This window comes from Tenacibaculum lutimaris (assembly GCF_003610735.1).
GTDB lineage: Bacteria > Bacteroidota > Bacteroidia > Flavobacteriales > Flavobacteriaceae > Polaribacter > Polaribacter lutimaris.
In genome coordinates this window covers 328,069-341,602 of the sequence record NZ_RAQM01000006.1, presented here as the reverse complement: position 1 = coordinate 341,602, position 13,534 = coordinate 328,069, and the positions used below count along the sequence as shown (strand labels likewise).

Annotated in this window: 12 protein-coding genes; 7 read left to right on the top strand and 5 right to left on the bottom strand. The window is 31.3% G+C overall.

What is annotated here, in order from left to right; all coding sequences use genetic code 11:
- Positions 1-9 precede the first annotated feature (9 nt).
- Together C8N26_RS01625 and pyk are read left to right on the top strand one after the other, a co-directional pair.
- A complete protein-coding gene (locus tag C8N26_RS01625) occupies positions 10-480 on the top strand; it encodes an IPExxxVDY family protein (RefSeq protein WP_120185749.1) in 471 nt (156 codons plus the stop codon).
- 4 nt (positions 481-484) lie between these two features.
- Positions 485-1,912, top strand: a complete 1,428-nt coding sequence (gene pyk / locus C8N26_RS01620; RefSeq protein ID WP_120185748.1) for a pyruvate kinase — start codon at positions 485-487, stop codon at positions 1,910-1,912.
- Positions 1,913-1,966: 54 nt separating this feature from the next.
- Here pyk and C8N26_RS01615 read toward each other — a convergent pair whose 3' ends face one another.
- Entirely contained in the window at positions 1,967-4,267 is a 2,301-nt protein-coding gene (locus C8N26_RS01615) for a M20/M25/M40 family metallo-hydrolase (protein ID WP_120185747.1), read from the bottom strand.
- A gap of 105 nt (positions 4,268-4,372) precedes the next feature.
- On the opposite strand from C8N26_RS01615, the gene C8N26_RS01610 reads away from it, so the two are divergent.
- A complete protein-coding gene (locus tag C8N26_RS01610; RefSeq protein WP_120185746.1) occupies positions 4,373-4,837 on the top strand; it encodes a CBS domain-containing protein in 465 nt (154 codons plus the stop codon).
- Here the strand turns inward: C8N26_RS01610 and C8N26_RS01605 are convergent, their stop codons facing one another.
- Both C8N26_RS01605 and C8N26_RS01600 read right to left on the bottom strand, forming a co-directional pair.
- The gene (locus C8N26_RS01605) at positions 4,838-5,188 is read right to left on the bottom strand and encodes a hypothetical protein (RefSeq protein ID WP_120186066.1); all 351 of its coding nucleotides are present in this window, start codon (positions 5,186-5,188) and stop codon (positions 4,838-4,840) included.
- Positions 5,178-5,720: a GNAT family N-acetyltransferase gene (locus tag C8N26_RS01600; RefSeq protein WP_120185745.1), complete on the bottom strand. Its 543-nt coding sequence runs from the start codon at positions 5,718-5,720 to the stop codon at positions 5,178-5,180. Before C8N26_RS01600 ends, C8N26_RS01605 begins: the two co-directional genes overlap by 11 nt.
- Before the next feature lie 171 nt (positions 5,721-5,891).
- Here C8N26_RS01600 and C8N26_RS01595 point away from each other — a divergent pair, with 171 nt between their 5' ends.
- Positions 5,892-6,227: a single-stranded DNA-binding protein gene (locus C8N26_RS01595; RefSeq protein WP_028891422.1), complete on the top strand. Its 336-nt coding sequence runs from the start codon at positions 5,892-5,894 to the stop codon at positions 6,225-6,227.
- A gap of 62 nt (positions 6,228-6,289) precedes the next feature.
- Here C8N26_RS01595 and C8N26_RS01590 read toward each other — a convergent pair whose 3' ends face one another.
- Positions 6,290-8,407 (bottom strand): Tex family protein, encoded by a 2,118-nt coding sequence (locus tag C8N26_RS01590; protein WP_394342630.1) that lies wholly within the window; start codon positions 8,405-8,407, stop codon positions 6,290-6,292.
- 104 nt (positions 8,408-8,511) lie between these two features.
- On the opposite strand from C8N26_RS01590, the gene C8N26_RS01585 reads away from it, so the two are divergent.
- The 3 genes from C8N26_RS01585 to C8N26_RS01575 all read left to right on the top strand — a co-directional run bounded on the left by C8N26_RS01585 (position 8,512) and on the right by C8N26_RS01575 (position 11,266).
- Complete coding sequence (locus tag C8N26_RS01585; protein ID WP_120185743.1) at positions 8,512-9,309, top strand: LytTR family DNA-binding domain-containing protein; 798 nt, start codon at positions 8,512-8,514, stop codon at positions 9,307-9,309.
- 82 nt (positions 9,310-9,391) lie between these two features.
- Positions 9,392-10,492 carry a serine hydrolase domain-containing protein gene (locus C8N26_RS01580; protein ID WP_170141616.1) on the top strand — a complete coding sequence of 367 codons (1,101 nt, stop codon included), beginning with the start codon at positions 9,392-9,394 and terminating at the stop codon, positions 10,490-10,492.
- A gap of 153 nt (positions 10,493-10,645) precedes the next feature.
- On the top strand, positions 10,646-11,266 hold the full coding sequence (locus C8N26_RS01575; RefSeq protein WP_120185741.1) for a 2OG-Fe(II) oxygenase: 621 nt from the start codon (positions 10,646-10,648) through the stop codon (positions 11,264-11,266).
- A gap of 49 nt (positions 11,267-11,315) precedes the next feature.
- Here C8N26_RS01575 and metG read toward each other — a convergent pair whose 3' ends face one another.
- Positions 11,316-13,370 (bottom strand): methionine--tRNA ligase, encoded by a 2,055-nt coding sequence (gene metG, locus C8N26_RS01570; protein WP_120185740.1) that lies wholly within the window; start codon positions 13,368-13,370, stop codon positions 11,316-11,318.
- Positions 13,371-13,534 lie beyond the last annotated feature (164 nt).

The window sequence follows — 13,534 nt, the reverse complement described above, 5'->3', positions numbered from 1 at the left end:
AGTTGTTTTATGCCAATTTATGAGGTTAATATTAATGATTTTTCTAACGACGATTACACGTTAATAGGCATCCATACTACTTTGAATGACTATAGGTTAGCGTATTTGTTAAATAAACACTTACAAGTTAACTTTCGTAGAGCAAATTACGATTTAGATTTTTTTCAAAAGAATATAGAATCTTCATACATCGTATACGAGTATACAAATACAAAATTAGATCAAGATTGGTTTTTAATATCCAATGTATTTAAATATACTCTTGAAACAGAATCAATAAGTCTTTTTGGTCAAAGTGATTCAACCAGTTTTTTGATTCCAGAAAAGAAAAAAGTTGATTTTTTCTTAAAGATAGAAGGAGGATTTGATTACGATTTTATCGTGAAGTTAATAGAAAAAATCAATCAAATTCAACAAATAATAACCTCTTACGAAATAGAGGTAAACTCATTAAAGTCGAAAGACTTTTTAATTTTTTAATAATATGCCACATAACAAGAAAACAAAAATTGTAGCAACATTAGGTCCAGCAACCAGTACTAAAGAAGTTTTAGCAGATATGGCTGCTGCAGGTGTTAATGTTTTTAGAATTAATTTTTCACACGCTGATTATGATGTAGTAAAAGAACGTATTCGTCAAATACGTGAAATAAATGAAGAAAGAGGGTATAATGTAGCAATTCTAGCCGATTTGCAGGGTCCTAAGTTAAGAGTAGGGGTAATGGAAGAAGGAGTGGAGTTAAAGGCAGGAGATACCTTTATTTTTACTACAGAGAAATGTGAAGGAACCCAAGAAAAGGCTTTTATGACCTATCAACATTTTCCTAAAGATGTAAAAGTTGGAGAAAAGATCTTAGTTGATGATGGTAAGCTATTATTTGAAGTAGTTGCAACAGACAAAGAGAAAGAAGTTGTAACTAAAGTTGTTGTAGGTGGTCCTTTAAAATCGAAAAAAGGAGTAAACTTACCTAATACTAAAATATCATTACCTGCTTTAACCGAAAAAGATAAGAAAGATGTTGTTTTTGCTTTAGAGCAAGAGGTAGATTGGATTGCGCTTTCTTTTGTAAGAACGCCAGAAGATTTACGTATTCTTCGTGATTTGATTAAACAGAAGTCACGTTATAGAGTTCCAGTAATTGCTAAGATTGAAAAACCAGAAGCGGTTGAAAATATTGATGCTTTAATTCCATACTGTGACGGTTTAATGGTAGCTCGTGGTGATTTAGGAGTTGAAGTACCAATGCAAGATGTACCTTTAATACAAAAAATGTTGGTTCGTAGAGCTAAACAAGCGAGAATTCCTGTAATCATTGCAACGCAAATGATGGAGACCATGATTGAAAATTCGGTACCAACTAGAGCAGAAGTAAATGATGTGGCCAACTCTATTATGGATGGGGCTGACGCAGTTATGCTTTCAGGGGAAACGTCGGTTGGTAAACATCCAGTTAGAGTTATTCAAAAAATGACTGAAATTATTGGTAGTGTTGAATTTTCAGACTTAATTGAAGTTCCGCAAGAACCGCCACATATTCGTACAAAAAGATTTATTACTAAATCAGTTTGTCACCATGCAGCATTAATGGCAGATGATATTAATGCAGCTGCTATCTCAACCTTAACTAATAGTGGATATACAGCTTTTCAAATTTCTGCTTGGAGACCAAAATCACATGTATTAGCATTTTCATCTGAAAAGAGAATTTTAGGAAAGTTGAATTTGTTATGGGGAGTTAGAGCTTATTTTTATGACAGAGATTTAAGTACCGACGATACTATTGAAGATATTAACGAAATAGCTAAAGAGAAAGGTTTTGTAAAATCGGGAGATTTTATAATTAACCTATCTTCAATGCCTGTTGAAGCAAAAGGAATGGTAAACACTTTACGTGTTTCACATATTGATTAGAAATAGCTATATAAATAATAAAAAAGCTCAACTTTTAAAGTTGAGCTTTTTTATTTAGAGTTTTATTTTTCTACTACAAATAATAGCATCGTTAACTACAAAAGGCATTGGCATCATTACTTCACTTCTTGGTTTGATAGTAAACTTAGGATGCGATAGTAAATCGTTAGATATTTCATTTAATGTAATACCTGGTTGTACGTTTTTATCAATAGAAAAAGAAATAGTCAAGTCTTTATCAGTATTTGCCATTTGGTAGATAAGTAAGGTACCTTTATCAGCAGTAAAAGCTTTTCCAGAATTATATAAAGTACCGTTAATAGTAAGGTTGGTTAAGGTTATCTTAGAAGCTGTAAACAATTCATATCTATCAATAGTACGTGTTGGAACTATACTAAAAGAGATATTTCTCTTCCCGCTAATAATAGTGTCTTTATTAATATTTATATTAGAAATAGCAATGTCTTTATTGTCTGTTTTTTTATAATAATTGAAAGAAGTATTGTACTTGCTATTTCCAGCAATTAAGTTTTGTCCTCCCTGAGGAGAATCTTCGTTAAAAAATTGTTTAGTATATCCGTCTAGGGTTTTATTATGACTAGCCCAATAGGATGTGTTAGTGTCAGAATCTTGAATAAAAACTAAGCTGTTAGGTTTTTTCTTTTCTATTGAAAACCCACTATTAAAAGTAGCCAAAACAAAAAATAATAACGCTACAAAACCTGTAAGAGACTGCCATCCATTTTTTAGTTTTTCTTGTTGAAAAACAGGAAGCATAAATCCGAAAAGAAGTACTAAAAGTACCGCTGAAATCAATAACATTTTTAAACCTAAAGCAACAGGGAATAGTTGTACCATTGGAGCAACCATATAAATAGTAGGAATCGATAGAATTGCAAACAAAGTACCTTTAGATTCCTTTTTAATGTTCATTAAAAGTAGAATTGCTAAAATAAATAATGAAGCATATACTGGAATAATTAAAAAACCAGCACCTGGAAGATTTATATATATGAGGTAATTTACAATTAATCCAAAGGTAATAGGAGCAATTAATAAGTCTGTTGTTTTGTGTTCTTTAAAGAATGAGTATGTTTTAAAAATTAACCAAAGGTTTAAAAATACAAAAGCAATGATGTATTGATGTCCGTTATAGGTAAATCCGTGTAATATATCGGTATATTGTGGATGAATAATTAATAGCAATTGCCATAAACCATACGATACCCCTATGCAAACTACCAATGAAATTATATAAGGGATAAATCCTTTTAACATTCCGACAGTAGTTATTTTTTTTCTTGAAACCCCTACAAAAACCAATGCAATAAAAATAACTAAAGCAATAATTAACATGGGTAAAACCCAAGAGAAAGGATAGGTTAAAAGTTTGGTAAAAGGAAAGTTAACATAAATATAGTCGGTGTCACTGTTTAAATTAGTTAAGTCAGCATCTGCAAAATAGTTTAATGTACTAGTTAAGTAATCAGCTTGATGAAGTAAGGTTTCTCTATTTAATCGTTCGTAAGAATCTTGTTCGGTATGATAGTCAAAATGATCATCAATAAAAGCGAAATTAAACCCATTAATATTTCCTTTTTCTCTAAAAATTGTTAAATCGGTATCGTTAGGAAGTTTTTTATATACTCCATACATTAGTGAGTTTGCTGCAGGGTAATTTGGGTTTGCTTTCAGAAATTCAGAAAGTAACGTTTTGTTTTTTCCGTTAGTTTCCATCAACATATAACTAGATCCGCCGCTACCACGTGCTTCAAAGTTTAAAACTAAACCAACATCTTTTGCCCAATGATGATTTTCAACAAACGCTTGAGCTCCTAATAAACCTAATTCTTCTGCATCAGAAAAAAGTATGATAACATCGTTTTTAGGGGTTTTATTTGCTGCTAAGTAAGCTCTAACACCTTCTAAAATAGTTACTACGCCAGAGCCCGCGTCACTAGCTCCCAAAGAAGAGTGTGGATTTGAGTCGTAATGTGATAATAGCAATAAAGCTTTGCTACTATCGCTTCCCTTAATCCTAGCAAGAATATTTTCTGTGGTTGTAGCAGCTCTCCATTTTTTATTGATAGCTGTTTGATATTGAATTTCAGGTTTTAACCCTAGTTTTTTTAATTCTTGAACAAGATATTCTTGTACAATTTTGTGTTCTTTTGTACCAGTATGATGTGGTTTTTGTGAAATTTGTTTTAGATGATATAGTGCATTGTCTATAGAAAAGTCAACAGCTTTCACTTCTTTTTTAGTAGATGAAACACTAGGTATCATATCGTTAAAGCTCCAATAAACTGTTAAAATGATAATGATTACAGCTAGGTAATTTCTTGATGTTTTCATAGTTTAATTTTATCCCTTATAAAAATAGGTAATTTATTTTTTAACACACTTGTTTTTAATTAGTTAAAAATCAGTATATTTAAGTCTATCCTAAAACTAATTATTATGGGAATTATCAATTTTCAAGGTAAACGAAATAATCCACCAGAAAAAGAGGAGGAGCCAATTTTAGTGTCAGATTACATGACAAAGAAGCTTATTACGTTTAAGGAAGATCAATCTATTGAAGAGGCTATTAATATTTTAATTAATCACAAAATATCAGGAGGTCCAGTTATAAATGATAATAATGAACTTGTAGGTATTATTTCAGAAGGAGATTGTATTAAACAAATTTCAGATAGTAGGTATTATAATTTACCGATAGAAAATAGTACCGTTGGAAGAGCCATGGTGAAAGAGGTTGAAACGATTGATGGTAATACAAACATATTAGATGCTGCCAATAAGTTTTTAGAATCTCGTAGAAGGCGTTTCCCTATTGTTGAAAATGGAAAACTAGTTGGGCAGATTAGTCAAAAGGATGTATTAATTGCCGCCATGAAACTCAAAGGAAATACATGGAAGTAATTACTCCTGTTTAACTAATAGATAGAATTCATTCTCCAACTCTAAATATCCTTGGTCGTATACATAAAAATAGGTGTTTCCTGTTTTTGTGGTATAGAGGGATGTGATGAATTTAAAGTCAAAACCTCTATCAAATAGTTTACGACGCGTTACTTTTGTTTTACCGGTAACGTTCAGTTCGGAAAGAATTTTATAGTTTTTTCGTAAGCGATTATTAGTGTTTCTAATAAGATTCTTACTATTCTTGTTTACTTTGTTATTGTATGCATTGCGACAGTAATCGGAACAGAATTTTTTATCAATTCGTCCGATAACCTTTTCTCCACACTCTAAACATTGTTTATTTTCCATAGTCTGATTTTTTAAGTTCGTACCAGTTAACATTTACTCCCTTAAAGCCAAATTCATTTACAAATTGTAGACCTATTTTTTGTAGAATTTTGTTAGAGCCGATATTTTCTACATCAGCAGCACCATAAATAACATCATAATTCATTTCTTTAAAGCCGAAGTCTAAACAAGTAAAAGCAGATTCTGAAGCATACCCTTTACCCCAATAACGAGGAATAAAACGATAACCGATGTCTATAAAATCAGTAAATCCATTTAATTCTTCTTTTTCCCCTGTATTGAGTTTTAATCCTGACCATCCAATAAATTCTCCAGAAGATTTTTCAAAAGCAGCAAACCTACCAATGCCTTTTTCTTTATATTGTTCTTTAAAAAATGTGATGATATCTTCAGCTTGCTTGTAGGTTGTAATGGGATTCTTTCCTAAATATTTATGTACTTCAGGATTTGAGTCTAACTTAAAAATTCCCTCAGTTTCACTTTCTCTAAACTCTCTTAAAATTAAACGTTCTGTTTCTAAATAAAATTTCATACTCTAACTATTTGATTTCAAATATATTAAAAATATTTAAACGATTACATTCAATTACAAACGAAAATAAACGATTACTAACCACTTTTAATTTGCAAGGTGTTTCATCTTTGCAGTGTCAATTAGTTTGAATGACAGAGTCTTAACTGTTTAACATTAAAAATAAATATTATGAACGCACTAAAAAACAGAGTACAGTTAATTGGAAATTTAGGAAATACCCCAGAAGTTATCACTTTAGAAAGTGGCAAGAAACTAGCAAAATTTGCTATTGCAACTAATGAAACTTACAAGAATTCGCAAGGAGAAAAAGTAACGGATACGCAATGGCACAATGTGGTTGCTTGGAATAAAACTGCAGAAATTATTGAGAAGTACTTAGAAAAGGGTAAAGAAGTAATGATTGAAGGCAAGCTTACTTCACGTTCTTTTGAAGATAAAGAAGGTAATAAACGCTATGTAACTGAAGTAGTTTGTAATGAATTATTAATGTTAGGAAATAAATAAGTGGGAAAACTACTATAATGAAAGAAAAAGTAAAAGAGCGGTTTTTAACCGCTCTTTTTATATTAAAAATCCATGCTTAATTGAATACGTTTCCTTGAAGTATCAACTTCCAATACTTTAACTTGTACATGTTGATGCAAGCTTACATGCTCATTTACATCTTTAACAAAAGTATCAGATAGATTAGAAACATGTACTAAACCACTTTCTTTAATTCCAATATCAACAAAACAACCAAAATTGGTGATGTTGTTTACAATGCCTGGAAGTATCATACCTTCTTTTACATCATCAATCGTTTTAATATGTTCATTAAAACTAAAGGCTTTGGCTTTTTCACGAGGGTCTAATCCTGGTTTTTCCAATTCTTTTACAATGTCTTGAAGAGTAGGTAGCCCGTAAGAGTCAGTTACGTATTGTTGTAATTTAATTTGTTTTAACACGGAAGAGTTTCCAATTAAATCATCCACTTTTTTACCTACATCTTTTGCTATTTGTTTTACTAAAGTATAACGTTCAGGGTGTACTGCTGAATCATCTAAAGGATTGTCACTATTTTTTACTCTAAGAAACCCAGCTGATTGTTCAAAAGCTTTTCCTCCCAAGCGAGGCACTTTTTTAATAGCGGTTCTGTTAGTAAAAGCACCATGTTCATTTCGGTAATTCACGATGTTTTCTGCTAGTTTAGGACCAATACCTGAAACATAACTTAATAAAGAAGCACTAGCTGTATTAACATTAACACCAACTTTGTTTACACAGTGTTCAACTACGGTATCTAACGATTTTTTTAGTTGTGTTTGATCTACATCGTGTTGATATTGCCCAACGCCGATTGATTTAGCTTCAATTTTAACCAATTCAGCTAAAGGATCAGCTAATCGACGTCCGATTGAAACTGCACCACGAACTGTTACATCATAATTAGGAAATTCATCTCGTGCAATTTTTGAAGCAGAATAAATTGATGCTCCTGCTTCACTTACTACAAATACTTCTACCGAGTTTTTAAAATACACACGTTTCACTAATTGCTCTGTTTCTCTAGAAGCAGTTCCGTTACCAATCGCAATTGCTTCTATTTTATAAGCATCTGCTAACGAGCTAAGTTTGTTCATTGCTTCTTTCGACTGATGTTGTGGCGCGTGTGGAAAAATAGTTTCGTTATGTAATAAATCGCCTTGAGCATTTAAGCAAACTATTTTACATCCTGTTCTAAATCCAGGGTCGATAGCTAAAATTCGTTTCTCACCCAAAGGAGAACCTAATAATAATTGTTGTAGGTTTTTAGCAAATACTTTAATGGCATTTTCATCTGCTTTTTCTTTGGCAATGGATAAAGCTTCGTTTGATAGTGCAGGGAATAACAAACGTTTGTATGCATCAGAAATAGCCAGTTCAATTTGTTCAGCACATTCGTTATGTGAACGAATAATTCTGTCTTCTATTTTTTGAAGTGCTCGTTCGTCATCAATACTAATCTTAACACGAATATACCCCTCTTTTTCGGCACGTAAAATAGCTAATAGTCGGTGAGAAGGAATGCGACTTAGGTTTTCTTCCCAATCAAAGTAATCTTTAAATTTTTGTGCAGCTTCGTCTTCTTTTTTAGTTTTTACAACTTTAGTGGCAATCGTAGCAAAACGTTCCAATTGATAACGAATATTATTTCGAACATCAGTTCGCTCATTAATCCATTCCGCAATAATATGACGAGCACCTTCTAAAGCATCATCAATATGTTCTACTTTGCTTGAAAGGTATTTTGAAGCGGTAAATTCTAAATCGTTTACTCGCTGGCTCATAATCATTTTTGCCAACGGTTCTAATCCGTTTTTACGAGCCGTTTCCGCTTTGGTTTTACGTTTCTTTTTATAGGGAAGATAGATGTCTTCTAAAGTAGTTAAATCTTCAGTTTTTTCAATTTTAGCCTTCAACTCATCGGTCAAGGCATCTTGTTCTTCAATGGTTTTTAAAATTGCTGCCTTTCTTTTTTCTAAGGCTTCAAAGTGTTCTTTGAATTGTACAATTTGACCGATTTCAACTTCATCTAAATTTCCCGTTTTTTCTTTTCGGTAACGAGCTATAAAAGGAATAGTGCAATCTTCATTTAACAGTTCAATAGTGTTTTGAATTGATTTTTGAGAGATTTGGGTGCGAGAGGTTATAAAATGTATCAAAAGAATAAGTTAATTTATAGGACAAAAATAACGAAAAAGGAATCGATTGATAACTTGATTTTTAAGCTAAGTTTGCTAGATTTGACTCTCGAATTAAATTCTTGATGAAGAAAAAATATCCACTTGATAAAAATGTTAAAGACCATTTATGGATTTCATTTGCACTTAGCTTATGGGTATTTCTATTTTTATATTTTGCCGAACCTTTTGATATTAATCGATTTACACTCACAGAGAAAATGACCTTTTTACCAATTTATGGGGCTATTCAAGGACTTTGTTATTGTATTTCTTTAGGATATCAAAGTATTTATGTTTCAAAACAAAAGTGTTGGGTATATATAAATGAGTTAATCTTTATCTTAGTAATGATTTTTGTTGGTTTTTGGATAAACTTTTTATTTTATAAAAATTTCATAGTTAATAATGAACCGCATACTTACGAATATTACGATTATTTTAAGAAGGTTTACCTCCCAGCATTGGCGATTATTTTACCTTTTTTGTTGATCTCTAGGTATGTTTTAGGAAAGTTTTCGGAAAGAATTGTTTTAGAAGATAAAATTACAATTAAAGGAAATGGAAAATATGAGGTGATAACGATAAACCCGAAAGAATTGATTTTTATTCAATCATCTGATAATTACATTGAAGTAAATTATGTAGAAAATGGTATTCTTCAAAAAAAATTGATACGAAAAACACTTTCAGAAATTGAAAAATCTTTACCTTTTTTATTAAAAACACATCGCTCATTTTTGATTAATCAAATACATTTTAAACAGTTTAAAACTGAAAACAAAAAACTTTTTATAGATCTTGGTTTTAATTCATGTGTACCAGTATCAAGAGCTTTACAAACTTCAATAAAAAAAGAATTACTCTTAGCCACAAATACATAACATTTCGTCACAAGCCTAGTGTTTAAAAGGGTTTTCAATAACTGAAAATATATTTTTGACATTATTAATTAATTTAAAAATGATGAAAAAAATAGTACTTCTTTTAACAGTTATGTGTTTACAATCTTGCCATATAGGTAGAATGATTAGATATTATAAGGCAGACATTGACGACCATAAAATTTTTCCGTACACAGAAGTCAATAAAGGAAATGAAACATTTTATTTTAAAGATGGAACAAACTCTGAATTAGCAAAAAGAATAACTAATATCAGTTTTACAGAAAAAGGAAAAGACTACGTTATAGATGATTACTTGGATAAAGAAACAGAAACAACCGCTTTTATGGTTATAAAAAATGATTCTATTCTTTATGAAAAATATTATGAAGGATATAAGCGTGATTCTATTTCTAATATTTTTTCGGTATCAAAATCAGTAACTTCTCTACTAATGGGGATTGCTATAGACGAGCAAATAATTGAAAGCGTGAACAACCCTATAACTAAATACATTCCTGAGCTTTCAAAGGCAAATAAGACATTTGATAAATTAACTATAGAGCATTTATTAAATATGCGTTCAGGGTTAAAGTTTAGTGAAACTTATAGTAATCCGTTTGATGAAGTAAGCAAACTATATTATGGTAAAAACCAGATAAAACAAATTTCAAAATTAGAATTTATTCATGAACCAGGAACTTTTCATGATTACCAAAGTGTATGTACTACACTTTTAGGGATAGCAATTGAACGTGCTAGTGGTAAACAATTAGGAAAATACTTAGAAGAAAAATTATGGAAACCATTACAAATGGAAAACAATGCTACTTGGAGTTTAGATGATATGGTGCGTAAAAATACAAAGGCATTTTGTTGTTTAAATACTACTGCTATTGATTTGGCAAAATTAGCTCGTTTGGTTTTAAATAAAGGTAAATTTAATGGTAAGCAGATTGTTTCAGATAAATGGGTGGAAAAGTTAACAAAGGCAAATAAGACTAATGATTGTTATCAATACCAATGGTATAGTTATGAATGTTCAGATGATTATTATGCTTTGGGTATTTTAGGACAAATTGTTTATATAGTACCTAATGAAGACTTAATTATTATTCGATTAGGTAAATCAAGTGATAAAATGTTTCTATCAGAAATAAAAGATGTAGTGAGTAATAATTAAAACACATACTTCAAATTTTTTTTGGGGTGGTATGTGAACCTATTAAGGATAGTAAATTCATAAAATAAAACAAATATAAATTTTTATTCGGGGGTATACAATCTATATGTTTTTAGACTATCTTTCGCGGTTAGTCTAATTGTAAATTTATTGATGCAAACAACTGTAAATGAATTGCATAAGCAACAGTATGAGCGATTGATTACTGGCTTAATTTCCAACGAGTTTGGAGTTTGTGATGATTTTTTTTCTGCTGATTTGATAGCAGGACTTCGGAATAATTTAATGCAACATTATAAAGAAGGAACCATGTATAGAGCGGGTATTGGAAAAGATTCCGACTATACAAAAGATAAAGAAATAAGACGAGATGTTATTTGTTGGATAAACGAAAAAACTGAAGATGATTTGGAGAAAATGTTTATCCAAAAAATGAATGAGTTTTCCAATTATTTAAACAAAACGTGTTATACGAGTATTAATGCTTTTGAGTTTCATTATGCGTATTATGATATAGGTAGTTTTTACAAACGTCATATAGATCAATTTCAAACCGATAATGGAAGATTATTTTCGTTCGTACTATATTTAAATGACGAATGGAATACTGATGATGGAGGAGAGTTAGTACTGTATACTAAAGAAAAGACAGAAACTATTTTACCAATTGGAGGAAGGGTTGCTTTTTTTAAGAGTGATGTAACCGAGCATGAGGTAAAAGTAGCGTTGACAAGACCTCGCTTAAGTATCGTAGGCTGGTTAAAGAATGTGTAAAACAAAAAACCTCGCTAACTGCGAGGTTTTTTTATCTTGTAAATATATTTTAAGCAATAAACTCTCCGTTATTTACTTTTTCTGAAGGTTGTACAAAGGCTAATTTACCATCAGGAGTATCGGTCATTAAAATCATACCTTGGCTTTCTACACCACGAATTTTTCTTGGTGCTAAGTTACATAAAACAGTTACTTGTTGTCCGACGATATCTTCCGGTTTAAAGCTTTCAGCAATACCAGAAACTATGGTACGAACATCAATACCTACATCAACTTTTAGCTTTAATAATTTTTTAGCTTTCGCTACTTTTTCTGCTTCTAAAATGGTTCCAACGCGCATGTCCATTTTAGTAAAATCATCAAACTCAATAGTGTCTTTTTGAGGTTCTGCTACTTTGTTTGCAGCTTCATTGGCTTTTTTAGTAGCTTCTAATTTATCTAATTGTGCTTGGATAGTAGCGTCTTCAATTTTAGAAAACAATAATTCAGCTTTATTTACTTGATGGTTTTCTGCTAATAAAACGTCTTTTTCAGCGATGTCATTCCAAGTAAGATTGTCATCGATATTTAAAATTGATTTTAACTTTGTTGAGGTGAAAGGTAAAAACGGTTCTGATAATACTGCTAAACCAGCAGCAATTTGTAAGGCTACATACATAATCGTTTTTGTACGTTCTTCATCTTCTTTAATAACTTTCCAAGGCTCCTCATCTGCTAAATACTTATTACCCAAACGTGCTAAATTCATCATTTCTTGAGAGGCTTCTCTAAAACGATAACGCTCGATTGATTTTGCAATAACATCTGGGAATTGTTTTAGTTGTTCTAAAGTTTCTTCATCAACTTCACTAAAATCATTTGGTGTAGGAACAACACCGTTATAGTATTTGTTTGTTAATACTACAACACGATTGATAAAGTTTCCAAAAATAGCTACTAATTCATTATTATTTTTTGCTTGAAAATCTTTCCAAGTAAAATCGTTGTCTTTATTTTCAGGTGCATTGGCTGTTAAAGTATAACGTAATACATCTTGTTGATTAGGGAAATCTTCTAAATATTCATGTAACCAAACCGCCCAGTTTTTAGAAGTAGATAACTTATTTCCTTCTAAATTTAAAAACTCATTTGCTGGTACATTATCTGGTAAAATAAAATCGCCATGCGCCTTTAACATTGCAGGGAAAATGATACAGTGAAACACGATATTATCTTTACCAATAAAGTGTACTAATTTAGTATCATCTCTTTTCCAGTAATCTTCCCAATTTTTTCCTTCACGTTCTGCCCATTCTTTAGTAGAAGAAATATATCCGATAGGTGCATCAAACCAAACGTATAATACTTTGCCTTCTGCGCCTTCAACAGGAACAGGAATTCCCCAATCTAAATCACGGGTTACGGCACGAGGGCGTAATCCATCATCAATCCACGATTTTACTTGTCCTAATACGTTAGGTTTCCAATCGTTTTTATGGCCTTCTAAAATCCATTCGCGTAAAAAAGCTTCGTGCTTGTCCAGTGGTAAAAACCAGTGTTTGGTTTCTTTTAAGGTAGGCACATTTCCAGTAATTGCCGATTTAGGATTGATTAAATCAGTAGCATTATGGCTTGTTCCACATTTTTCGCACTGATCACCATAACTTTCTTCATTTCCACATTTTGGACAAGTACCAATAACAAAACGATCTGCTAAAAATTGATTCGCTTCTTCATCGTATAATTGTTGTGTAACTTCTTCAATAAATTCACCATCGTTGTATAATTTGGTAAAGAAATCAGAAGCAGTTTTGTGATGAATTTCTGCTGAGGTACGCGAATAATTATCAAAAGAAATTCCGAAATCTTCAAACGATTTTTTGATAATCCCGTTGTATTTATCAATAATAGCTTGCGGAGTAACACCTTCTTTTTTAGCACGCATTGGTATGGCAACTCCGTGTTCATCTGAACCACAAATATAGGCTACGTCTTTACCTCTTTGACGTAAATAACGAGCATAAATATCTCCAGGAACATAAACCCCTGCTAAGTGACCGATGTGAATTGGACCATTTGTATAAGGCAATGCAGCTGTAATTGTATATCTTTTTGGTGTACTCATGTTTTTTGACTAAAATTAAAGCGCAAAAGTACGAAAAAGCAATTTTTTATACTGTTATAAATTAGGTACATTTGATGGATTTTAAACTTTTAGAATCGAGAAAGAGACTTGTTTATGGAAAAAAGAATTTTCACTTTATTTTTTTTATTGATAATTACATCGGT